This window comes from Mycobacterium sp. NTMscope_MAC_12, assembly GCF_976985675.1.
This window is the reverse complement of sequence record NZ_CDRJYY010000001.1, coordinates 5,781,133-5,804,294: the sequence shown is the minus strand read 5'-3', so window position 1 is coordinate 5,804,294 and position 23,162 is coordinate 5,781,133. Positions and strand designations below refer to the sequence as shown.

Sequence of the window (23,162 nt, the reverse complement as noted above, 5' to 3'; positions counted from 1 at the left end):
AAGTAATGGAGCCGCCTAGGAGAATCGAACTCCTGACCTATTCATTACGAGTGAATCGCTCTACCGACTGAGCTAAGGCGGCGTGCCCTCGCGCGGGCGGCACGAGTCTACGGCAGGCGGGCGGGCACCACGAAATCAATCGCGCGGTTCCTGGGTGCGCAGTTCCTGACCGATCGTCGCGACCATGGCGTCGACGGCGAACTTGGGCTTGACGTTGATCGCCAGCGCCTCGCGGCATTCGAGGACCGCCTCGATGCAGCGCAGCAGCCGATCGGGCGGGGCATGGGCCGCCAGCGCCGCGACCTTCTCGGCCATATCCGGATGGTTGGCCCGCACCGCCCCGGCTCCCGCGTCCAGGGCGGAGGCCATCAGCGCATCCCGGAAATAGGTCGCCAGGTCGATCAGCGCCCGGTCCAGCGCGTCGCGCGAGGCCCTGGTCTGGCGCGACTTCTGCCGCCGCTCAAGGTCTTTGATCGCCCCGGCCGCACCGCGCATCGCGCCCGCGGTGCCCTTTCCGGTGCCACCGGCGCCGAGGGCCGTGCGCAGCTCCTCTGTCTCGGCCTCGGCGCGGTCCGCGGTCAGCACCACCGCCTCGGCTTCGGCCGCGGCCACCAACTCCTCGGCGGCGGCGTAGGCCCGCGACGGGGTCGCGGCGTCGCGCACCAGTCCCAGCGCCCGCTCGCGCCGCTGCCGGGCCTCCGGGTCGGTGGCCAGCCGGCGGGCCCGGCCCACGTGGCCGCCGCTGACCGACGCCGCCCAGTCCGCGGTCTCGGGACTCAGGCCGTCGCTGTCCACCAGCACGTGCGCGATCGCCTCGGTCGAAGGCGTCACCAGCGCCACGTGCCGGCACCGGGACCGCAACGTGATCGCGATGTCCTCGGGGTCCACCGACGGCGCGCACAGCAGGAACACCGTCGACGGTGGCGGTTCCTCGACCACCTTCAGCAGCGCGTTGGCGGCGCCCTCGGTCAGCCGGTCGGCGTCCTCGATCACCACGATCTGCCGATTGCCGGTGGCCGGGCGCCGCGACGCGATCTGCACGATCGCGCGCATCTCGTCGACGCCGATGGACAGGCCCTCGGGAATCACCCGGCGCACGTCGGCGTGGGTGCCGGCCATGGTCGTCGCGCACGCGTGGCAGCGCCCGCAGCCCGGCCCCCCGTCTTCAACGGCGGAGGTGCACTGCAGCGCGGCCGCGAAGCACAGCGCCGCCACCGAGCGCCCCGAACCCGGCGGGCCGGTGATCAGCCACGCATGTGTCATAGTCCCGGCGCCCGCATCGCTGTGGGCTGGGTCACCGCGCGAGGCTTTGGCGGCGGCGAGCAGCTCGGCCGTCACCGCGTCTTGGCCTACCAGCCGCGCAAACACCCCGGACATCACCGGTAACAGTAGACAGCGAGGCCGACAGATACCGATCGGCTACCGTACCGCGACCATTCCGTGACCTTTGCGGCCCTCGGGGCCCCCGCGCGACCTGCCGAGATCGTTATTAAGTTTCCGGGACGTCGCCGCAGCCCGATACGGTGGGTTCGTGACATCGGCGGCGGCACTACCGGGGCGGATCAGCGCATTCGTCCGATGGGTGGTGCGCACCCCGTGGCCGCTGTTCGCGCTGAGCATGCTGCAAGCCGACATCATCGGCGCGCTGTTCGTGCTCGGCTTCCTGCGCTACGGCCTGCCACCGCAGGACCGTATCGAACTGCAGGACCTGCCGACGCTCAACCTGGCGATCTTCGCGACCTCCTTGGTCGTCCTGTTCCTCGTCGGCGTCGTGGTCAACCTCAAGCTGCTGATGCCGGTCTTCCGCTGGCAGCGCCGCGACAACATGCTCGCCGAGACCGATCCGGTCGCGACCGAACTCGCCCGCAGCCGCGCGCTGCGCATGCCCTACTACCGCACCCTGAGCACCGTCGTGTACTGGTGCATCGGCGGCGTGGTGTTCATCGTGGCCAGCTGGTCGGTGGCCAAGTTCGCGGCGCCCGTCGTCTCGGTCGCCACCGCGCTGGGAGCCGCGGCCACCGCGATCATCGGCTATCTGCAATCCGAGCGGGTGCTGCGGCCGGTGGCGGTCGCCGCCCTGCGCAGCGGGGTGCCCGAGAACGTCAAGGCGCCCGGCGTCATCCTGCGCCAGATCCTGACCTGGATGCTCTCGACGGCGGTGCCGCTGATGGCGATCGTGTTGGCCGTGGTCGCCGACAAGGCCTCGCTGCTGCATGCCGCGCCGGAGAGCTTGTTCAACCCCATCCTGTTACTGGCGCTGACCGCGCTGGGCGTCGGGCTGATCAGCACCCTGCTGGTGGCCATGTCGATCGCCGATCCGCTGCGCCAGCTGCGCTGGGCTTTGAGCGAGGTGCAGCGCGGAAACTACAACGCGCACATGCAGATCTACGACGCCAGCGAGCTGGGCCTGCTGCAGGCGGGCTTCAACGACATGGTGCGCGACCTGTCCGAGCGGCAGCGGCTGCGCGACCTGTTCGGCCGCTACGTCGGGGAGGACGTCGCCCGCCGCGCGCTGGAGCGCGGCACCGAGCTGGGCGGCCAGGAGCGCGACGTCGCGGTGCTGTTCGTGGACCTGGTCGGCTCCACCCAGCTGGCTTCCACCCGGCCGCCCGCCGAGGTCGTCCACCTGCTCAACGAGTTCTTCCGGGTGGTGGTGGACACCGTTGGCCGCCACGGCGGTTTCGTCAACAAGTTCCAGGGTGACGCGGCGCTGGCCATCTTCGGCGCGCCGATCGAGCACCCCGACTCACCGGGCGGGGCGCTGGCCGCCGCCCGGGAATTGCACGACGAGTTGCTCCCGGTGATCGGTTCGGCGGAGTTCGGCATCGGGGTGTCGTCCGGTCGGGCCATCGCCGGCCACATCGGTGCGCAGGCCCGCTTCGAGTACACGGTGATCGGCGACCCGGTCAACGAGGCCGCCCGGCTGACCGAGCTGGCCAAACTCGAGCCCGGCCACGTGCTCGCGTCGGCGATCGCCGTCAGCGGCGCGCTGGATGCCGAGGCGTTGTGCTGGGATGTCGGCGAGGTGGTCGAGCTGCGCGGCCGCAGGGCGCCCACCCAGCTGGCCCGACCGGTAAAGCTAGCTGCCCCGGAATTGGTTGCGCCGCAAGAGGTTTCCAGCGACGTAAGCAGCTAACTGCGCTTGGCGGTCTTTTTGGCCGCCGACTTCTTGGCCGGTGACTTGCGGGCGGCCTTCTTGGCGGGGCGCTTCGCCGGACCGCGGGCCCGGCGGTCGGCCAGCAGTTCGGCGGCCCGCTCGTCGGTGATCGACAGCACGTCGTCGCCCTTGCGCAGGCTCGCGTTCGTCTCGCCGTCGGTGACGTACGGCCCGAACCGGCCGTCCTTGATCACCATCGGCTTGCCCGTCGCCGGATCGGCGCCCAGCTCACGCAGCGGCGGCGCGGCGGCGCCCTGGCGGCCGCGGCGTTTGGGCTCGGCGTAGATCTTCAGCGCTTCCTCGAGGGTGATGTCGAACATCTGCTCCTCGGTGGCCAGCGAACGAGAATCGGTGCCGCGCTTCAGGTATGGGCCGTAGCGGCCGTTCTGCGCGGTGATCTCCTCGCCGGACTCGGGGTCGACGCCGACCACCCGGGGCAGCGAGAGCAGCCGCAGCGCATCCTCGAGCGTGACCGTCTGCAAGTCCATGGTGCGCAGCAGCGACCCGGTGCGGGGTTTGGGACCGGTGGGCTTCTTGCCCTTCTTCGCGGGTGTGGCGCTGCCGTCGTCGTCCCCGGGCGGCGGCTCGGGCAGGACCTCGGCCACGTACGGGCCGTATCGCCCGTCCTTGGCGACGATTTCGTGGCCGGTTGCCGGGTCCACACCCAGCACCCGTCCCTCCTGCGGCGTGGCGAACAGCTGCTCGGCCAGCTCGAGGGTCAATTCGTCGGGGGTCAGCGAGTCGTTGAGGTTGGCCCGCTGCGGCTTTGGCTCGCCGCTGGGATCATCGGGGTCGCCGGTCACCATGCGCTCCAGGTACGGCCCGTTCTTGCCCACCCGGACGTAGACGGGACGCCCCTGCTCGTCGTCAAAGAGCCTGATGGAGTTGACTTCTCGAGCGTCGATGCCTTCCAGGTTGACGCCGACGAGCTTCTTCAGGCCGCCGGATCGGGCCACCGAGTCGGCCACCCCGTGCTCGCCGCCGAAGTAGAAGTTGTTGAGCCAGTCGGTGCGCCGCTCCTGACCCGAGGCGATCGCATCGAGCTCGTCCTCCATCGCGGCGGTGAAGTCGTAGTCGACCAGCCGGCCGAAATGCTGCTCCAACAAACCGGTTACGGCGAACGCGACCCACGAGGGCACCAGGGCACTGCCCTTCTTGTGCACGTAGCCACGGTCCTGGATCGTCTTGATGATCGACGAATACGTCGACGGGCGGCCGATGCCCAACTCCTCGAGCGCCTTGACCAACGACGCCTCGGTGTAGCGCGCCGGCGGGTTGGTGGCGTGGCCGTCGGGCGTGAGCTCGATGGCGTCCAGCCGCTGGCCCTGGGTGAGCTGCGGCAGCCGGCTCTCGGCGTCGTCGGCCTCGCCGCCGGCCAACTCGTCCACCGTCTCCACGTAGGCCTTGAGGAAGCCCGCGAACGTGATGGTGCGACCGCTGGCGGAGAACACCACTTGCCTGTCCCCGGAACGGCCCCCGATCCGCAGGCTCAGCGTGGTACCGCGCGCGTCGGCCATCTGCGAGGCCACCGTGCGTTGCCAGATCAGCTCGTAGAGCCGGAATTCGTCGCCGTCGAGCTCACGGCGCACCGCGTCCGGGGTGGCGAACGTCTCGCCGGCGGGCCGGATCGCCTCGTGCGCCTCCTGGGCGTTCTTCACCTTGCGGGTGTACTGGCGCGGGGATGGCGAGACGTACTCCTCGCCGTAGAGCTGACGCGCCTGGTTGCGCGCGGCGTTGATCGCCGACTGCGACAGCGTGGTCGAGTCGGTACGCATATAGGTGATGTAGCCGTTCTCGTAGAGCCGCTGGGCGATGCTCATGGTGCGCTCCGAGGAGAACCGCAGCTTGCGGCCGGCCTCCTGCTGCAGCGTCGACGTCATGAACGGCGCGTACGGCCGTCGCGTGTAAGGCTTTTCCTCCACCGAGGCGACGGACAGCTGGGCGCCGCGCAGCCCGGCGGCCAACTCGGTCGCGCTCGCTTCGTCGAGGATGGTGACCTCGTCGGCCTTGCGCAGCTGCCCCAGCGAGTCGAAGTCGCGGCCGGCGGCCACGCGCAGGCCGTCGACGTTGGTCAGCCGGGCGGTGAAGGTGGGCGGCGACGCCTGCGGGTCGGACACGCTGGCGTCCAGCTGGGCCACGATGTCCCAGTAGGACGCGCTGCGAAACGCCATGCGGTCACGTTCGCGCTGCACGATGATCCGGGTGGCCACCGACTGGACCCGGCCCGCCGACAGCTTGGGCGCGACCTTCTTCCACAGCACCGGGCTGACCTCGTAGCCGTACAGGCGGTCGAGGATGCGGCGGGTCTCCTGCGCGTCGACCAGATCGATATCGAGGTCGCGGGGATTCTCGGCGGCCTCCAGGATCGCCGGCTCGGTGATCTCGTGGAACACCATCCGCTTGACCGGAATGTTGGGCTTGAGGGTCTCCAGCAGGTGCCAGGCGATGGCTTCGCCCTCACGGTCACCATCCGTGGCGAGATAGAGCTCGTCGACGTCCTTGAGCAGGCCCTTGAGTTCGGTGACGGTGCTCTTCTTCTCGGGGCTGATGATGTAGAGCGGTTCGAAGTCGTGGTCGACGTTCACGCCCAGCCTGGCCCACGGCTCCGACTTGTACTTGGCGGGCACGTCGGCCGCGGCGCGGGGCAGGTCCCGAATGTGACCGCGGGACGACTCGACGATGTAGCTGGACCCCAGGTAGCCGGCCAGTTTGCGCGCCTTGGTAGGCGACTCGACAATCACAAGTCGCCGGCGGCTTCCGTTGCCGCCGCCGGCGCTGTCCTTCAGTTTCGGGTCAGCCAACTGCCCTTACGCTCCATCCCTGATTGGTCCCCCCTGCGAGACCACCTGCAGGAAGAATGACAGGTCGGCATCGAAAATTCCGGTGAAATTCAGGTACGCGACCGTTCCTTCGCCCTGCGGCACCTGACAATTTCGCACCCTCGGGCGGGCCTGCGCAAACCGACGCTCGAGAACGCGGCGCAAAATCGCCCGTTGTCCGCCGGCTAAACCCGCGGCCACCGGGACAGCGCCTCGGCGCCGTCGGGCGGCTCCCCCACGTTCTCTACCAGGCGCGATAGCCTGCGGCGGCCGGTGATGCGCAGCGCCGGGTGGCCGCCTCGGGTGCCGATCAAGGTGGGCGCGATCCCGACGCGCATCAACGCCGACGCCAGCGGCGAGTGAGTGTCGGGCGCGTGCGGGTCGAGCGCCAGCAGGTAATGCTCGCCCTCCGGGTTGCCGGCCGCCAGCGTCCACGCCCGCAGCTCCCGCGGCCCGGGCAGCCAGCGCGGCGGCACGGTCTTGACCGCGCCGCGCGTCCATTCGGCCGCCAGCGTGCTCAGCGACGGGTCCACCGCCGTGCGCACCAGCGGGGTGTCCTCGTCGGTCCGGCTGATCTCGGCCACCAGCCCGGCCTCGCGGATCATGTCCGCCAGCGCCGAGGCCCGCCATACGTCGTCGACGACCACGGAAAGCCGAGCCAGCCGCGCGCCCTGCGCCTCCGGACCGCCGACGGTGACGATCTGCCCGGACGCCGCCAGCACCCCGGAAAGATCGGCGACCGCGGGCGGCACCGACTCCGCTGTGAAGAAGGAAAGCTGGCTCACGCCATCCGACAGTAGGCCCTCTCACCCGTCCGCGTCTTGAGGCGACCGGCGCGGCGGCGGCGGGCACCCACGTGGCGCAAAAGCCGAAAGAAACCGAAACAAAGAGGAAACCCCCCGGCGGGGCCCGCTGGGGGCTGCACGGGGGGTATCCGTCTCAGGTCTGCTCTCCTCTACAGGGAGCGGACTCCGGTGGCCTGGGGGCCCTTAGGGCTGTGGCCGATTTCGAACTCGACCTTCTGGTTCTCTTCGAGGGTGCGGAAGCCCGAACCCTGGATCTCCGTGTAGTGGACAAACACATCCGCGGAACCGTCTTCGGGGGCAATGAACCCAAAGCCCTTCTCCGCGTTGAACCACTTCACAGTTCCCTGTGGCATCTCTCGATCTTTCCTTTTCTTCTGGGTGCGGGGCATCGCCTTTCGATGCCCCGGGCCTGGTACGACCGCCATACCTCGCTGAGTCGCCGGAACTTCACCCGACCGATTAACCTCGCAGGAACCGCGGCCGCAACGTCGATCCTGCGAAAGTTTGACACGAACACAGAAGCTGCGACCGCAATTAGTCAACCATGTTCATCGCGTCGGCGACAGACTTGTGTGTTTGCCTGATGTGAAGTGCGATTCGGGCAGCGATGCCAAGCGGGGTGAGATGGCGAGTTTCGGCAGTGACCTGCTTGCCGCCGCGCTCGCCGGAACCGCGACGGACGAACGCCCGCTGCGCCACGTCGCCGAGCTGCCGCCGCGCGGCGGCCGGCCGGCCGATTGGCCGGCGTGGGCCGAGCCCGACGTGGTCAAGGCGTTCGCCGACCGCGGGATCGCCGCACCCTGGTCGCATCAGTTCGCGGCCGCGGACCTGGCCTACGCGGGCCGCCATGTGGTGGTGAGCACCGGCACCGCGTCCGGCAAGTCGCTGGCCTATCAGCTCCCCGTCCTCAACGCGCTGGCGACCGATCCGCGGGCCCGGGTGCTCTACCTGTCGCCGACCAAGGCCCTGGGGCATGACCAGCTGCGGGCCGCGCACGCACTGACCGCGGCGGTTCCGCGGCTGCATGACCCCGGTTTTGCGGTGGCGCCCACCGCCTACGACGGCGACAGCCCCGCCGAGGTGCGCCGCTTCGCGCGGGAGCGCTCCCGCTGGTTGTTCTCCAACCCCGACATGATCCATGTGTCGATCCTGCGCAACCATGCCCGCTGGGCCGTCCTGTTGCGGGGTCTTCGCTTCGTGGTGGTCGACGAATGTCATTACTACCGTGGGGTGTTCGGCTCCAATGTGGCGATGGTGCTGCGCCGCTTGTTGCGGTTGTGCGCCCGCTATTCGAGTGCGCCGACGGTGATCTTCGCCAGCGCGACAACGGATTCCCCGGGAGCGACGGCCGCCGAGCTCATCGGGCTTCCGGTTCAGGAGGTCACCGAAGACGGTTCACCCCAGGGGGCGCGGACCGTGGCACTGTGGGAACCCGCGCTGCGGGCCGACCTGGTTGGCGAGAACGGCGCGCCGGTGCGGCGCTCGGCGGGTGCGGAGGCGGCGCGCGTCATGGCCGACCTGATCGCCGAGGGAGCCCAGACCCTGACCTTCGTACGGTCGCGCCGCGCGGCGGAATTGACCGCGCTGGGCGCCCAGGCGAGGTTGGACGACATCGCCCCGGAGCTTTCCCGGACGGTGGCGTCGTATCGGGCCGGGTATCTCGCGGAGGACCGCACCGCGCTGGAGCGTGCCCTGGCCGAGGGCCGGTTGCGCGGCCTGGCCACCACCAATGCGTTGGAGCTGGGCGTCGACATCGCCGGGTTGGACGCGGTGGTGCTCGCCGGTTTTCCCGGCACCGTCGCCTCGTTCTGGCAGCAGGCCGGCCGCTCCGGACGGCGCGGCCAGGGGGCGCTGGTGGTGCTGATCGCCCGTGACGATCCGCTGGACACGTATCTGGTGCACAACCCGGCCGCGCTGCTGGACAAGCCGGTCGAGCGGGTCGTCATCGACCCCGGGAACCCGTACATCCTGAGTCCGCAATTGCTTTGCGCGGCAACCGAACTGCCGCTGGACGAGGTCGAGGTCCGCGAACTCGGCGCCACCGACGTGGCGGACGGCCTGGTCGATGACGGGCTGCTGCGGCGGCGAAGCGGCAAGTACTTTCCGGTGCCCGGTCTGGAACCGCATGCCGCGGTGGACATCCGGGGCTCGGTGGGCGGGCAGATCGTCATCGTGGAGACCGACACCGGGCGGTTGCTGGGCAGCGCCGGCGTCGGCCAGGCACCGGTCTCGGTGCACCCGGGAGCGGTGTACCTGCATCAAGGCGACAGCTACGTGGTGGACTCGCTGGACACCGAGGAGGGCATCGCCTTCGTCCACGCCGAGGACCCCGGTTATGCGACGTTCGCGCGGGAGATCACCGACATCGCCGTCACCGGCACCGGCGAGCGCTCGGCCTTCGGTCCGGTCACGCTGGGGCTGGTCCCGGTTCGGGTCACGCACCGGGTGGTGGGGTATCTGCGCCGCCGGCTCTCCGGGGAGGTGATCGACTTCATCGAATTGGACATGCCGGAGCACACGCTGGCCACCACCTCGGTGATGTACACCATCACCGAGGATGCGTTGCAGCGCAACGGTATTGACGGCACGCGGATTCCCGGGGCATTGCATGCGGCCGAGCACGCGGCCATCGGGCTGCTGCCGTTGGTCGCCAGCTGCGACCGCGGCGACATCGGCGGCTTGTCCACCGCGGTGGGACCCGAGCCCGACGGGCTGCCCAGTGTCTTCGTCTACGACGGGTATCCGGGCGGCGCGGGATTCGCCGAACGGGGCTTTCGAAAGGCCCGCACGTGGCTCGGCGCGACGGCCGGCGCCATCGAGGCGTGCGAATGCCCGCGGGGGTGCCCGTCGTGCGTGCAGTCCCCCAAGTGCGGCAACGGCAACGACCCGCTCGACAAGGCCGGCGCGGTACAGGTGCTGCGGTTGGTCCTCGCGGAGCTGGCACGAGAGTCACGCTGAGCAAACCGGCGGAGCCGGCGAGGTCGCCCGTCGGTTCACCCGCTCCCACGGGCGCGTCCCGTCGCCGTAAACTCAGCCGCATGGCCCACGACTGGTTGCTCGTGGAGACGCTCGGTGGGGATCCCACCGTTGTGGCGCAGGGGCGCCAACTGAAGAATCTCGTCCCGATCGCCACCTTCCTGCGCCGCAGCCCGTATCTCGCCGCGGTGCGAACCGCGATCGCCGAATCGGTGCAGACCGGGCAGGGCCTGACCAGCATCACACCCAAGCGTGATCGCATCATTCGCACCGAACCGGTGGTGATGTCCGACGGTCTCATCCACGGCGTGCACGTGTGGACCGGGCCCTCCGACATCGACCCGCCCGAGCGCCCGATTCCGGGGCCGCTGAAGTGGGACCTGACCCTGGGTGTGGCGACCGACACCCGCGAATCGCTGATCAACAGCGGCAAGAACCCCGAAGTCGAAGTCACCTTCGGCAGGGCCTTCGCCGAGGATCTCCCGTCCCGTGAACTCAACCCGAACGAGACCAAAGTGCTCGCGATGGCGGTCAAGGCCAAGCCCGACCAAACATTGTGCAGCACCTGGGATCTCACCGACTGGCGCGGCAAGGCGATCCGGATAGGTTTCGTCGCGCGCACGATCTTGGAGCCGGGGCCCGACGGCCGGGAGCACTTGGTGGCGCGAGCGATCAACTGGCAGTCCGAACTGAAGGGCCCGGCGGTGTCGACCGACGACCTGGCGCAACGGATCCTCAGCGGCCTCGCCCAGGCCGGGGTGCACCGCGCGCTGATCGACCTCAACAACTGGACCCTGTTGAAATGGCTCGACGAGCCCTGCACCTTTTACGACTGGCGACGCAGCGAGACGGGAAAGCCACGCGTCCACCCCGACGATCAGGACGTGATGACCGCCATGACAAGGGAATTCGACGGGGGCGCCACCAGTCGGGTGCTGCGCATGCCCGGGCACGACGGGGACTGGGTGCCGGTGCACATCACCGTCAACCGGGTGGAGCTGGAGCCGGATACGTACGCGGGGCTGGTCTCCCTGCGATTGCCCACCGATGACGAGCTGGTCGCCGCGGGGCTGTCACAAGCGCCCTAGTCCTTTCCTGCGACCGCCGGCCCCGCCCGCGCGGTGGCCCGTGCCGTACCGGCGACGACGACCGCCACCCGCGCCGTGATGACGACATCGAGACCGTCGACCACACAGCCGATGTCGTCGACCCGCATCGCGCGGGCGACGACCGCGGCGTGGGTGCAGGCCGCGTCGGATCCGGACGCCAGGCGCGCCGCCGCGGCCAGGGCGGCCAGGTCGGCCGCCGCCTGTGCGCGGTGACGGGCCACCACCGCCGAGCCGAGGTAGGCGGCGACGCCGGTCGCCCATAGCAGCACCACGACCATCCAGGCCGCGACCAATGTGGCCGAGCCCCGATCATCGGGGCGGCTCGACCGCGGCGACCGCCTTTGCGTCAATGACACTGGCGGGCAACAACTTCGAGTGCGCGACCACGGTGGCGACCAGGAAGTCGCCGTCGCGGTGCAGGTCGATTCGCGACCCGGCAGGGGCGAGTCGGCGAGCGGCGGCCACGGCGGAGCGTTCGTCGCCGCGAGCGGCCAGTCGGGCGGCCTCGCGAGCGGCGTCGATGCAGCGCACCTGCATCGAAACCGCGCTGACGCCGGCCAGGCACAGCACCAGCACCACCACGAGCGATGCGATGCCCAACGCCGCCTCGACGGTGCTCGCGCCGGCACTACCGGCTACACCTTGGTGTTGAGCGCACGGCCGATGATGTTGGTCAGCGCCGACACGATGGAATCGCCGGTGACCACCGCGTACAGCACCGCGCCGAACGCCGCCGCCGCGATCGTGCCGATGGCGTACTCGACCGTCGACATGCCCGACTCGTCGGCCGCCAGCACGACCACGCGCGCGGCGAGTTCGCGAAACATGTTGATCATCAAGGACTTCCTTTCGTTTCACAGCAGACCCGACTGCAGCACCTCACCGGCCAATCCGGCCACCACCGGGACGATGCCCAGGCAGACGAACGCCGGCAAGAAGCACAGGCCCAGCGGCCCGGCGATGAGCACCCCGGCCCGCTCGGCGGCGGCGGTGGCCGCGTGTGCGGCGTCGTGGCGGGACTGGTCGGCCAACTCGGCGACGCCACCGGCCAGCGCCGCGCCCGAGGACGCCGAACGCCGCGCCAACCGCAGCAGCGCGTCGACGTGCGTATCGTCCGGGCTCGCCGGTAGGTCCGACGGAATCGCCCATGCCACAGCGGGATCGGCGCCCAGCGCCAGCAGGTCGGCGGCCCGGCGCAGGACGCGGGCCGGCTGTGGCGGCGCGGATGGCGCGGCGGCCGCCGCGGCGGTCGACACCGCCATGCCCGCCCCCAGGCACACGGCCAGCACGTCGAGACAGGACGCGACCGCCAGCGGGTCCGGGCCGCCGGTTCGCGCGGCGGTCCCCCGCGCCCGGCCGCCGCGCAGCGGCGTCCCGGCACGCCGTCGCGTCAGCGAGGGACCGGGTCCAATCCACAGCGCCGCGGCCAGCAGCACCGCCACGAGGTTCATGCGCCGCTCCTCCTCATCGCTTCGCTCTGCATCGTCACCGGCGCGGTTCATCACGCCACCCGATCGACGATGCGGTCCGACCACAACAGCCCGCCGCAGGCCAGCGTCGAACCGATGAGCAGGAGCCACCCGCCCACGTGCCCGCCCAGCAGGAAGGCCAGCGGTCGGGCCCCGATCAGTTGACCCAGCAGCACCCCGAGCACCGGCAGGGCGGCCAGTATCGCCGCGGTCGCGCGCGCACCGGCCAGGCTCGATGCCACGCGGGCCGAGAACCGTTGCCGCTCAGCGATATCGCGCTGGGCGGCGCGCATCAGGGTCGCTATCCCCAACCCATTGTCACTGGCCAGCCGCCAGCACAGCGCGAGCCGCTCCCAATGCGCGGGTAGCGCCGACGAGTGCGACGCGGCGGCCAGCCCGGCCGCGACATCGGCACCCAACCGGGCCCGCGCCGCCACCGAGCGCAGCGAGTCCGCGACCGCGCCGGCGGTCTCGTCGGCGGCGACGCCGAACGCGCGCACCGGATGGGAGCCCGCCCGCAGCTCACCGACGAGCACATCAAGCGCGGTTTCCAGCGCGCGGCCCTCCCGCGTCGCGCGTCGCATGCGGCGGCGACGCCGATAGCGCAGGCTCACTGTCGCGCCCACGACCGCGATGCACAGAACGGTCGTCAGCGGCAGCAGGACCAGGGCGGCACAGCCGAGACCCACAGCCGCCCAGCCCGCCCCGCGAAGCTCGTTCGACGGGAGCCGCCGGCGCGGCGACGCCACCGGGCGCAGCCGGCGCCGGGGCGAGGGCCGACCGACCACGAGCGCGAGCGACAACAGCAGCGCGCCGGCCTGCGGGCCGTTCACGCCGGCATCCGGCTTTGCAGGACGCGCCGCAGTTGCGGGGCGTCGTCGGTCATCCCCCGATCCGCGTGCCACACCGTGACCGCCCGGACCTGTCCTCGAACCGGTTGCAGCACAGCGATTTCAGCGAGTCGCCGCCGACCGGTGCGGTCGCGTTCGACATGCAGTAGCACCTGCACGGCCGCGGCGAGTTGGCTGTGCAGGGCCGCCCGATCGAGACCGCCGAGCGCGCCCAGCGCTTCCAGGCGTGCGGGGACCTCGCCGGGGTTGTTGGCGTGCACGGTGCCCGCGCCCCCGTCGTGCCCGGTGTTCAGCGCGGCCAGCAGGTCGACCACTTCGGCGCCCCTGACCTCGCCGACCACGATGCGGTCGGGCCGCATCCGCAGCGCCTGCCGGACCAGTTGGCGCACCGGGACTTCGCCGACGCCTTCGACGTTGGCGCACCGCGCGACGAGTTTCACCAGATGCGGGTGCCGCGGCGCCAATTCGGCGGCATCCTCGACGCAGACGATCCGTTCGGCGGGCGGCACGGCGCCCAACATCGCGGCCAGCAAAGTCGTCTTGCCCGCGCCGGTTCCGCCGCTCACCAAAAACGCCAGCCGGGCGGCGATGATGTCGGCGACCAGCGCAGCGGCCGCGGGCTCGATCGCACCCGCGGCGGTCAGGGCCGCCAAGTCCTGGCTGGCCGGCCGCAGCACCCGCAGCGACAAACAGGTGCCGGCGGCGGCCACCGGCGGCAGCACGGCATGTAGCCGCACCGCGAACCCCCCGGCCCCGATGCCGGTCAGCTCGCCGTCTACCCAGGGCTGCGCGTCGTCCAGCCGCCGTCCGGCGGCTAGCGCCAGTCGCTGCGCCAAGCGCCGCACCGCGGCCTCGTCGCGGAAGCGAATCCCCGTTCGGCGCAAGCCGTTGCCGTCGTCGACCCATACCGCGTCCGGTGCCGTGACCAAGACGTCGGTCGTACCGTCCGCGCACAGCAGCGGTTCGAGAACGCCGGCGCCGGTGAGTTCGGTCTGCAGCACGCGGAGATTGGCCAGCACCTCGGTGTCGCCGAGCATCCCGCCGGACTCGGCCCGGATCGCGGCGGCCACCACCGAAGGCCCCAGCGGCCCGGCTTCGCCGGCCAGTCGCTCGCGGACGCGCTCGATCAGCGAACCACTCACGCCGCCCGCCCGTTCCGCGCCGCCCGCGCGCCGGCGGGCGGCAGCACCCCAAGCACCTCGCGGGCCGCCGCCGCGAGCGCCGACCGCCGCCCCAATCGCAGGCCGCCGCGTTCCACCTGCTCGCCGAGTTGCGGCTGCGCTTTGATCGCCGCCAGCAACGGCAGGCCGGCGATCTCGGCGACCTCCGCGGCCCGCAGTCCTCCCGGCGACGGTCCCCGCACCACCAGGCCCACGTTGGGATTGACGGACGCCAGGGCCGGCGCCATCGCCGTGGTCGCCGCGCAGGCCCGCACGTCACAGCGGCTGGCGACCACGACAAGGTCGGCGGCGCTCAAGGCGGCGTGGGTCGCGTCGGTGAAGCGGCGAGGCAGGTCGCAGATCACGCTGACCGCGCCCCGACGGCCCGCCTCGACGATGGCGTGCACCGCACCGGCGTCCACCTCGTACCCGCGCCGAGTTCCGGAGAGCACGCTGATTCCGCGGTGTCGCGGCAACGCATCGCGCACCGCCGGCCAGGTGAGCCGCCCACCGCGCAGCGCAAGGTCCGGCCAGCGCAACCCCGGCGCGTTTTCACCGCCGAGCAACAATTCGATGCCGCCACCCCACGGGTCGAGGTCCACCAGCAGCGCTTCGCTGGCGGCGTGAGCCAGAGCGACCGCGAGCACAGAGGCGCCGGCGCCGCCGCAGCCCCCGATGACGGCGACCGCGTGGCCGCGCGACCCGTCGTCGCGCGACGACTCGGCGGCTTCGGCGAGTTCGCCAACCAGCTCGGCCGCGTGCCCGGGCAGTCGCAGCACGTGCCCGGCGCCGACGCCGACGGCGGCCGCCCACGTCGTCGGGTCGGGCTCGGCCGCGGTCACGACGGTCACATGATCGCGGCGTGGCAGCGCCCAGCGCTCGCAGCGCGCCGCCGCCCCCGCGTCCAGCACGACGGCCGCGGCCGCCGCCCAGGTCTTGCGGCTCACCGGCGTCGCGTCGCCGGCATGCACGACGCGAACCCCCGCCGCTGCCGCCACGCGCTCCACTTCTGCGCGCAGTTCGGGCTCCGCCACCATCGCCAATACACCCGCGGAACCCTCGGCGCGGTGGGCGGCTTCCGCCGTGGAGGTGCCGGTCATCCGCCCACTGTGCGGGGCCCCAACCTTGGCACACCAGTCCCAAACGCGGATTTGGGGATAGAGACGTGAGTGTGCACAAACCGCGCGCGGCGGCGGTGCGCCAGCGACGACGGACGAACTCCCCGCAACGCATCGAGGGCCAATCCCAGCGCCCGAAACCGGGGGGAAACGGCCCAAAAAGACCCGAGAAAAGGGACGACCCCCGCCAGGGGGGGAGGAGGCGAGGGTCGTCGTGCATCAGCCCCGGGGGGTCGGGCTGATACACCCTCGGCTCAGGCCGAGTAATGCTTACTATACACATGACAGTCCGCAATAACGCAATAGATCATTTACTGAAAAATGACCTTGAGCCGCGAAAACACTGCTCCACCGGCCACCCGCACGGCCCTGAGCGGCCATTTCCGGTGCGGGACCGCGGCACGACGGCACCGTCGACCTATGCTGGGTCCGTGACCGTCTTCGACCCGGCTGCCGAGCAGTCAGCCGCGGGCCAATCAGCGGCAAGCACCACGTCCCGCGCCCGCACGGCGGCCTTCTTCGACCTCGACAAGACGATCATTGCCAAGTCCAGCACGCTGGCGTTCAGCAAACCGTTTTTCGCACAAGGCCTGCTCAATCGGCGCGCCGTGCTCAAGTCCAGCTACGCCCAATTCATCTATTTGCTCTCCGGTGCCGATCATGACCAGATGGATCGGATGCGGGCGCACATGACCAATATGTGCACCGGCTGGGACGTGGAACAGGTCAAATCGATCGTCAACGAGACGCTGCACGACATCGTGACCCCGCTGGTGTTCGCCGAAGCCGCCGATCTGATCGCCGCCCACAAATTGTGCGGGCGTGACGTCGTGGTGGTGTCGGCCTCGGGCGAGGAAATCGTCGCGCCGATCGCCCGGGCCCTGGGCGCCACCCACGCGATGGCCACCCGGATGGTCGTCGAGGACGGTCGGTACACCGGCGAGATCGCGTTCTACTGCTACGGCGAGGGCAAGGTCCAAGCGATCCGCGAGCTGGCCGCTCGCGAGGGCTATCCGCTGGAACACTGCTACGCCTACTCCGACTCGATCACCGACCTGCCGATGCTCGAGACGGTCGGTCACCCCAGCGTCGTCAATCCCGACCGCGGGTTGCGGAGGGAAGCCGTCGAACGCGGCTGGCCCGTGATGTCCTTCTCCCGCCCGGTGTCCTTGCGGGACCGCATCCCGGCGCCGTCCGGCGCGGCGATCGCCACCACCGCGGCGGTGGGCATCAGCGCGCTCGCCGCCGGCGCGGTCACCTACTCGCTGTTGCGCCGCTACGCGTTCTAAGCCACAGCAAACACGTGAGGCGCGCCATCCAATGCGCCTTGGCGGCATTCGCCAAATTGGGCCTTGCTGTGCTAAGGGTCTAGTAGTACAAAGGAACCACGGAAGCCCGGTGAGGCCTAGGTCGATCCGGAAGAGAAGGTTCGATCTCCCGATCCGGGCGCCCAGCACGGTGCCCGGCACCCACGCGGAGTCATAGCCGCGAAAATGGCAGAAGTGTTGCGGGCCTGCGTAATTGCGAAAAGCGGAAGTGTCGACGGCCCTTTGGGTGGGGCTGCAACCAGAAGCGTCGCAAGATCGCCGAGGCCAACCCACGCAGCCCCGAAATGCACGCTTGGTAACCGAGTCCCGTGCTAGCGGGCGGCGGACCGATCATTCGGAACGTCGCCCGCTCTACACTTTTCCGGCCCTTTTCCGGTGCCGATTTCCCGGCCTTTCGGCCCCTGCTTCAGCTACCGATTCGACATCGAGTCGGCGATCGCCAGAGCCTCTTTCGCACCGGCTTGCATCGCTCGGCAACACAGCACCAGCCACGCGCCCACCCCCTCGCGCGTGCCATCGGCGAAACCCTGTGCCGCGTCGCGGTACGCCGCGGGCTGACGCATCCAGCTGACCTCGGGCACCCCCAAGCCGTGCGGGTCCAGCCCGCTGGCGATGGTCACCAACCTCGACACCGCGCGGGCGACCACGCCGTCCGAACTGCCGAATGGCTTCAGCGTCAACAACTCACCGTGCGCGACCGCGGCGATCACCGGGGCCGGCGCCTGGGTGCGGCCATTCACCAACTCCGCCAACAGCTCCAGCCGCGGCCCTACGCCCGCATCGGCGCGCGGGCGACCCAGGTGCTCGGCGTCGGTCTGATCGGCCGCGGCCAGCATGTGCAGACGGGCAAGCGCCTGCAGGGGCGCGCGCCGCCAGATGCCCACGACGGGGCCTTCGCCGCCCTCGAGCGCCTGCGCCACCCGGAGCGCGCCCGCGAACACCGGATCGCTGACCTTTCCGGCGTCGGCGAGATCCTCCAGTCGGATGGGACCGCCGTCGAGAACCGACGACGCGCGCGCCGCCCGCAGCGCGGCCTCGGCGGCGGTCACGGGCCAGCCGCGCAAGTTGGCCCGGTGGCGATGGGCGCGCCCCAGCGCCTCGCGGGCGCGGTCGCTCGCCTCGGCGACGCCGGGCAGTTCCATCAGGGGGGCCAGAGGATCAGCCGTCACAGCTTGACAACCTATCTCCGTCGGATTGTCCGCGCGTGCGGGATAGCCTCCAACAGCTGCCTCGTGTACTCGTGGCCGGGGCGAGTGAACAGCTCCTCGGTGGGCGCGTGCTCCACCGCGCGGCCCGCGCGCATCACCAACACGTCGTCGGCGATCTGCCGGATCACCGCGAGGTCATGGCTGATGAACAAGTAGGCCAGCCCCAGTTCGGCCTGCAGATCGGCCAACAGGTCCAGGATCTGCGCCTGAACCAGAACGTCGAGCGCCGACACCGCCTCGTCGCACACCAGCACTTCGGGACGCAACGCCAGCGCGCGAGCGATCGCCACCCGTTGGCGTTGGCCACCGGACAGTTCGCGGGGCAGGCGATCCAACACCGACGACGGCAGCGCCACCTGGTCGACGAGGTCATGCACCGCTTGTGCGCGCTGCCTGCGGTCGCCGACCCGGTGAATCCGCAACGGTTCCTCGATGGCACGAAACACCGAGTACATGGGATCCAGGCTGCTGTAAGGATTTTGAAACACCGGCTGCACCCGCCGGCGGAAAGCAAGCTGCGCGTCCCGGGGCATCGCGTCGTCGATTCGGGTGCCGTCGAAAACCACCGCGCCCGAGGTGGGCGGCAGCAGGCCGAGCACCATCCGCGCCAGGGTCGATTTTCCCGACCCCGATTCCCCGGCGATCGCCAGCGTGCGCGCGCGGCGCAGCCGAAACGACACCGCATCTACGGCGCGGAATTCGCCGCGCCGCCACGGAACACCGTGGGATTCGCGGTAGACCTTGGTTAACTCGGAGGCGACGAGGATCTCGTCGGCGTCGCCCCCGTCCGGCTGCACGGCTCTCGGGCGCGACCGCGCGGCGCCCCGGACCGCCAGTGCAGGAGCCGCGGCGACCAGCCGCCGGGTGTATTCGTGCTGCGGGCTTTGCAAGATCGGCTGCGCCGCACCGGATTCCACGACGACGCCGCGATGGACGACGACCACGGACTCGGCACGCTCGGCGGCCAGGGCCAGGTCGTGCGTGATCAGCAGTAGCGCCGTGCCCAGTTCGGTGGTGAGCCGCTGCAGGTGGTCGAGCACCTGCCGTTGCACCGTGACATCCAGCGCGGACGTCGGCTCGTCGGCGATCAACAGCCGCGGCCGGCCCGCCAACCCGATCGCGATCAGCGCACGTTGGCACATGCCGCCGGACAGCTGATGCGGGTAGCTCCCGGCGTCTTTCACCGGGTCCGACATCCCCGCCGCGGCGAGCAGCTCCACCGCGCGTTCACGGGTGTGCGGGTCGGAGGTGTTGGCCCGCAACGCTTCCCGGATCTGAAAGCCGACCTTCCACACCGGGTTCAGGTTGGTCATCGGATCCTGCGGAATGTAGCCGATCTCCCGACCCCGGATCGCACGCATCGCTCGGCGGTCGGCGGCCGAGATGTCGACGCCGTCGAACACGATGCGCCCGCCGGTGATTCGCCCGCCGGGCGGAAGGAGTCCGAGGATCGCCGCGGCGGTGGTGGATTTCCCCGATCCCGATTCGCCCACGACGGCGACGGTCTGACCGGGCAGCACGGACAGGTCCAGGCCACACACCGCGGCCTGACCGCCGAAACTGACTTCCAGGCCGTCCACCAACAGCAGTGGCGGGGCGGTTGCGCTCATGCCCGCCACGCCCTCGACGCCGGATCCAGCGCGTCGCGCAGCGCGTCGCCCATCATCATGAAGGCCAACACGGTCATGGCCAGGGCGCCGGCGGGATAGAACAGGATGGGCGAGCCCGCCCGCAGCCGCGTCTGGGCGAGATTGATGTCGCCGCCCCACGACACCACCGAGGTCGGCAATCCGACACCGAGGTACGACAAGGTGGCCTCGGTGACGATGAAAAGGCCGAGGGCGATGGTGGCCACCGCGATGACCGGGCCCAGGGCGTTGGGTAGCGCGTGCCGGAGCAGGATCTGAAACCTGCTCATCCCCAACGCTTTAGCGGCGAGGACGTAGTCGCTTGCGCGCACCGAGAGCACCGCACCGCGCGCGATCCTGGCCACCTGCGGCCAACCGAACAACGCGAGGATCGCGATCACCGTCCACACCGTGCGATGGTGCAGGACCTGCATGAGCACGATCGCGGCAAGCAGCAACGGCAGCCCGAAGAACACGTCGGTGACACGGGAGACCACCGCGTCGATCCAGCCGCCGTAGAAGCCGGCCAACGCGCCCAGCGCGCCGCCCACGACGAACACGATCGCGGCGGCCCCCAGGCCGACCGTGACCGAGGCGCGCGCGCCGTACACCGTGCGCGCGTACACGTCGTGGCCCTGCAAGTCGGTGCCGAACCAGTGCGCGCGCGACGCGGGCAGCAGGCTCTGGCCGGGATCGGCATAAGTCGGATCCACGGATGTGAACAACGCCGGAAACATCGCGACGGCAACGATGAACGCGATCAACAGCGCCGCACCGATGAACTTCGGGCGCCGGTGCAACCGCCGCCACGTGTCGCGCCAGAATCCGCCCCGTGCGGTGTTCGGCTCAGCCATAACGGATCCGGGGATCCAGCGCGGTGTACAGCAGATCCACCATCAGATTGGTGAGCAGGTAGATCATCACCAGCACGGTCACGACCGAGACCACGGTGGGCGCCTCTTGCCGGGTGACGGCTTGGTAGAGCACCCCGCCGATGCCGTGAATGTTGAAGATGCCTTCGGTCACGATGGCACCGCCCATCAGCGCGCCCAGGTCCGCTCCCAGAAACGTCACGACCGGGATCAGCGAGTTGCGCAGGATGTGCACCGTCACAACCCGGGGCCGTGACAATCCTTTGGCGGTGGCGGTGCGCACGTAGTCGGCATGCGCGTTGGCGGCCACCGCCGACCGGGTCAACCGCACCACATAAGCGAAAGACACCGAGCCCAGCACGATTCCGGGTAACAGCAGGCGCGCGAAGGTGGCTCGTTGTCCCACCGTCACCGGGGCGATGCCCAACCGGACCCCGAACACGAACTGCGCGAGGAATCCCAGCACGAAGATGGGGATCGCGATGATGACCAGGCCGGTGATCAACACCGTCGAATCGAAAAGGCCACCCGCACGCAGGCCCGCGACCAGCCCGAACCCGATTCCCAGCACCGCCTCGACGGCCAGGGCGATCAACGACAGCCGCAGGGTGACCGGAAACGCGTGTGCGAGAACGTCACTGACGGGAAGCCCGGAGTAGGCGCGGCCCAGGTCGCCATGCAAAACGCCGCCGAGGTAGCGCAAGTACTGCACGATGAACGGGTCGTCGAGGTGATAGCGGGTGCGCAGCTGCGCGGCGACGGCCGGCGTCAGGGGGCGATCGCCGGCGATCGCGGCCAAAGGGTCGCCGGGCAGCAGGAAGACCATGCCGTAGATCAGCAACGTGGCGCCGAGGAACACGGGCACCATGACGGCGATCCGGCGCGCGATGTACCAGCCCATGTCAAGCCTTGACGATGTTCTCGTAGTCGGGCAACCCGTTCCAGGTGACCGTGACGTTGCTGACCTCGGGTGACCATCCGACCACGCTGATGTAGTTCCACAGCGGAACAACGGGCATGTCGTGGAACAGGATTCGTTGGGCGTCGTTGGCCAGCCCGGTGGCCTGCGCCAGGTCGGGTGCGGCTTCGGCGGCCGCCAGCGCGGCGTCGAACTTCTCGCTGGAGTAGCCGACGTCGTTGGATCCCGCGCCGGTGCCGAACAGCGGGGCGAGGAATTCGATCATCGACGGGTAGTCGCCCTGCCATCCGGCGCGAAACGCGGTGGCGATGCTGCGGTTGGTGATCTGGGTGCGAAACCCCGCGAAGGTCGGTTGCGGCGCGCCTGCCGCGTCGATGCCGAGCGCGTTCTTGATGCTGTTGGCCACGGCGTCCACCCAGTCCTGGTGTCCCGCGTCGGCGTTGTAGGCGATCGCGTAGCGTCCGCTCCAGGCCGAGATCGCATCGGCCTGCGCCCAAAGTCGCCGCGCCCGATCGGGATTGAAGTCCAACGCGTCACTGCCGGCGATGTTCGGATCGAACCCCGGCAGTGATCGGGCGGTGAAATCGCGCGCGGGACTGCGGGTGTCGGCGAAGATCTGCCGGGAGATCTGCGGCCGGTTGATGGCGGCCGACAGCGCCAGGCGGCGCAGCCGGCCTTCCTCGCCCCCGAAATGCGGCAGCCGCAACGGGGTGTCGAGGCTCTGGTTTATCGCGGCCGGACCGCTGGTGACCTTGTCGCCGAGGTCGCGCTTGTAGACCGGCAGGGCGCTGGGCGGGATGGTGTCCAGCACGTCGAGGTTGCCCGACAGCAGGTCGGCGTAGGCGGTGTCCAGGTTCGCGTAGAACTCGAAGCGCAGCCCCTTGTTGTGTGGCTTGCGGTTGCCGCGATATCCGGGGTTGGGCCGCAAGTCGATTCGGACGTTGTGCTCCCACGCCGGACCGTCGGGGCCTTGTGCGAGTTGGTACGGCCCGTTGCCGATCGGGTGCTGGCCGAACCCGCTCATGTCCCGGAAGGCGGCCGCCGGCAACGGATAGAAGGCGCTGTGTCCCAACCGCATCCTGAAGTCGATGGTCGGCGCCTTGAGCCGGACGGTGAACTCCAGGTCGTTGATCACCCGCAACCCCGACATCGTGGTCGCGGTCGGCTTGCCGTCCCCGGTGAGGCCGGCGACCGCGTCGAAGCCGTCGATCGGGCCGAAGAAGCATTGCTGCAGTTGGGCATTGGTGCTCAGCGCCCCATAGTTCCAGGCGTCGACGAACGAATGCGCCGTCACCGGTGAGCCGTCGGTGAACGTCCAGCCGGGTTTGAGGATGACGCGGTAGTTGACGTTGTCGGTGGTGTCGATCGACTGGGCGACCTCGGGCGACGGGTGGCCGGCGGCATCGTAGGACATCAGGCCGGCGAAGAGCCGGTCGAGGATCCGGCCGCCCTGGCTGTCGTTGGTGCCGGTCGGGATCAGTGGGTTGGGCGGTTCGCCGCCGTTGACCATCACCAGATCCGGACTCAGCACACCGCCGCCGCATCCGGCCAGCGAGGCGACCGCGAGCATCGCGGCGATGAGCGGGGCCAGCAAGGCCGGCGGGGTCCGCATCGCACGCATGACACCCGACCCTAGGGCCTGAAGTCGTGCGGCGGTGAAGTGCCACGACCGCGTCTGCGACCTAGAACCCCCGGGTGGTCGTCCCCGCGCGGGTCTACTGTCTGGCCAGGGCCGACTGGCT

At 70.1% G+C, this 23,162-nt stretch carries 20 protein-coding genes and 1 tRNA gene; 4 read left to right on the top strand and 17 right to left on the bottom strand.

The features are described 5' to 3' along the window. Nucleotides 1-6: 6 nt before the first annotated feature. Nucleotides 7-82, bottom strand: a tRNA-Thr gene (locus AC0KS4_RS27080). A 53-nt stretch (nucleotides 83-135) separates the two neighbouring features. Beyond that, the gene (locus AC0KS4_RS27075; RefSeq protein ID WP_238955635.1) at nucleotides 136-1,377 is read right to left on the bottom strand and encodes a DNA polymerase III subunit delta'; all 1,242 of its coding nucleotides are present in this window, start codon (nucleotides 1,375-1,377) and stop codon (nucleotides 136-138) included. A gap of 97 nt (nucleotides 1,378-1,474) precedes the next feature. On the opposite strand from AC0KS4_RS27075, the gene AC0KS4_RS27070 reads away from it, so the two are divergent. Continuing rightward, a complete protein-coding gene (locus AC0KS4_RS27070) occupies nucleotides 1,475-3,136 on the top strand; it encodes an adenylate/guanylate cyclase domain-containing protein (protein ID WP_238957262.1) in 1,662 nt (553 codons plus the stop codon). Here the strand turns inward: AC0KS4_RS27070 and topA are convergent. The 3 genes from topA to cspA form a co-directional block, all read right to left on the bottom strand. Beyond that, nucleotides 3,133-5,958, bottom strand: a complete 2,826-nt coding sequence (gene topA, locus AC0KS4_RS27065) for a type I DNA topoisomerase (RefSeq protein ID WP_225326184.1) — start codon at nucleotides 5,956-5,958, stop codon at nucleotides 3,133-3,135. The two genes, AC0KS4_RS27070 and topA, sit on opposite strands and share 4 nt — an antisense overlap. A 203-nt stretch (nucleotides 5,959-6,161) precedes the next feature. Further along, nucleotides 6,162-6,761 carry a hypothetical protein gene (locus AC0KS4_RS27060; RefSeq protein WP_225326183.1) on the bottom strand — a complete coding sequence of 200 codons (600 nt, stop codon included), beginning with the start codon at nucleotides 6,759-6,761 and terminating at the stop codon, nucleotides 6,162-6,164. A 170-nt stretch (nucleotides 6,762-6,931) separates the two neighbouring features. After that, nucleotides 6,932-7,135, bottom strand: a complete 204-nt coding sequence (gene cspA, locus AC0KS4_RS27055) for a cold shock protein CspA (RefSeq protein ID WP_007772268.1) — start codon at nucleotides 7,133-7,135, stop codon at nucleotides 6,932-6,934. Between the two features lie 271 nt (nucleotides 7,136-7,406). On the opposite strand from cspA, the gene AC0KS4_RS27050 reads away from it, so the two are divergent. Together AC0KS4_RS27050 and AC0KS4_RS27045 are read left to right on the top strand one after the other, a co-directional pair. Next, nucleotides 7,407-9,740: a DEAD/DEAH box helicase gene (locus AC0KS4_RS27050; protein ID WP_225326182.1), complete on the top strand. Its 2,334-nt coding sequence runs from the start codon at nucleotides 7,407-7,409 to the stop codon at nucleotides 9,738-9,740. A gap of 80 nt (nucleotides 9,741-9,820) precedes the next feature. Further along, the gene (locus AC0KS4_RS27045) at nucleotides 9,821-10,846 is read left to right on the top strand and encodes a PAS domain-containing protein (RefSeq protein ID WP_225326181.1); all 1,026 of its coding nucleotides are present in this window, start codon (nucleotides 9,821-9,823) and stop codon (nucleotides 10,844-10,846) included. Here the strand turns inward: AC0KS4_RS27045 and AC0KS4_RS27040 are convergent. Genes AC0KS4_RS27040 through ssd form a run of 7 tightly spaced genes read right to left on the bottom strand, consistent with a single transcriptional unit; the run spans nucleotide 10,843 to nucleotide 15,384 of the window. Further along, nucleotides 10,843-11,145, bottom strand: coding sequence for an Rv3654c family TadE-like protein (locus AC0KS4_RS27040; protein WP_308011523.1), 303 nt, complete (start codon nucleotides 11,143-11,145; stop codon nucleotides 10,843-10,845). The genes AC0KS4_RS27045 and AC0KS4_RS27040 overlap by 4 nt on opposite strands. Nucleotides 11,146-11,176: 31 nt before the next feature. Then, nucleotides 11,177-11,467: a TadE family type IV pilus minor pilin gene (locus tag AC0KS4_RS27035; protein ID WP_275254028.1), complete on the bottom strand. Its 291-nt coding sequence runs from the start codon at nucleotides 11,465-11,467 to the stop codon at nucleotides 11,177-11,179. Between the two features lie 35 nt (nucleotides 11,468-11,502). Next, complete coding sequence (locus AC0KS4_RS27030; protein ID WP_238955633.1) at nucleotides 11,503-11,703, bottom strand: DUF4244 domain-containing protein; 201 nt, start codon at nucleotides 11,701-11,703, stop codon at nucleotides 11,503-11,505. 18 nt (nucleotides 11,704-11,721) lie between these two features. Further along, nucleotides 11,722-12,318 carry a type II secretion system F family protein gene (locus tag AC0KS4_RS27025; RefSeq protein WP_238955632.1) on the bottom strand — a complete coding sequence of 199 codons (597 nt, stop codon included), beginning with the start codon at nucleotides 12,316-12,318 and terminating at the stop codon, nucleotides 11,722-11,724. Nucleotides 12,319-12,368: 50 nt separating this feature from the next. Beyond that, nucleotides 12,369-13,169, bottom strand: a complete 801-nt coding sequence (locus AC0KS4_RS27020; RefSeq protein ID WP_238955631.1) for a type II secretion system F family protein — start codon at nucleotides 13,167-13,169, stop codon at nucleotides 12,369-12,371. Then, the gene (locus tag AC0KS4_RS27015) at nucleotides 13,166-14,329 is read right to left on the bottom strand and encodes a TadA family conjugal transfer-associated ATPase (RefSeq protein ID WP_225326177.1); all 1,164 of its coding nucleotides are present in this window, start codon (nucleotides 14,327-14,329) and stop codon (nucleotides 13,166-13,168) included. The genes AC0KS4_RS27020 and AC0KS4_RS27015 overlap by 4 nt, the downstream gene beginning before the upstream one ends. Then, a complete protein-coding gene (gene ssd, locus AC0KS4_RS27010) occupies nucleotides 14,326-15,384 on the bottom strand; it encodes a septum site-determining protein Ssd (RefSeq protein WP_238957261.1) in 1,059 nt (352 codons plus the stop codon). Before ssd ends, AC0KS4_RS27015 begins: the two co-directional genes overlap by 4 nt. A gap of 512 nt (nucleotides 15,385-15,896) precedes the next feature. On the opposite strand from ssd, the gene AC0KS4_RS27005 reads away from it, so the two are divergent. Then, complete coding sequence (locus AC0KS4_RS27005; protein WP_225326176.1) at nucleotides 15,897-16,754, top strand: HAD-IB family hydrolase; 858 nt, start codon at nucleotides 15,897-15,899, stop codon at nucleotides 16,752-16,754. 449 nt (nucleotides 16,755-17,203) lie between these two features. Here the strand turns inward: AC0KS4_RS27005 and AC0KS4_RS27000 are convergent, their stop codons facing one another. The 5 genes from AC0KS4_RS27000 to AC0KS4_RS26980 are packed head-to-tail and all read right to left on the bottom strand — an operon-like array spanning nucleotide 17,204 to nucleotide 23,032. Next, the gene (locus tag AC0KS4_RS27000) at nucleotides 17,204-17,962 is read right to left on the bottom strand and encodes an oxidoreductase (RefSeq protein WP_225326175.1); all 759 of its coding nucleotides are present in this window, start codon (nucleotides 17,960-17,962) and stop codon (nucleotides 17,204-17,206) included. Nucleotides 17,963-17,973: 11 nt separating this feature from the next. Then, complete coding sequence (locus tag AC0KS4_RS26995) at nucleotides 17,974-19,611, bottom strand: dipeptide ABC transporter ATP-binding protein (protein WP_238955630.1); 1,638 nt, start codon at nucleotides 19,609-19,611, stop codon at nucleotides 17,974-17,976. Next, nucleotides 19,608-20,483, bottom strand: a complete 876-nt coding sequence (locus tag AC0KS4_RS26990; protein WP_238955629.1) for an ABC transporter permease — start codon at nucleotides 20,481-20,483, stop codon at nucleotides 19,608-19,610. Before AC0KS4_RS26990 ends, AC0KS4_RS26995 begins: the two co-directional genes overlap by 4 nt. Further along, nucleotides 20,476-21,402, bottom strand: coding sequence for an ABC transporter permease (locus AC0KS4_RS26985; RefSeq protein ID WP_238955628.1), 927 nt, complete (start codon nucleotides 21,400-21,402; stop codon nucleotides 20,476-20,478). The genes AC0KS4_RS26990 and AC0KS4_RS26985 overlap by 8 nt, the downstream gene beginning before the upstream one ends. Nucleotide 21,403: 1 nt before the next feature. Continuing rightward, nucleotides 21,404-23,032, bottom strand: a complete 1,629-nt coding sequence (locus AC0KS4_RS26980) for a peptide ABC transporter substrate-binding protein (RefSeq protein WP_238955627.1) — start codon at nucleotides 23,030-23,032, stop codon at nucleotides 21,404-21,406. Nucleotides 23,033-23,162: the final 130 nt, after the last annotated feature.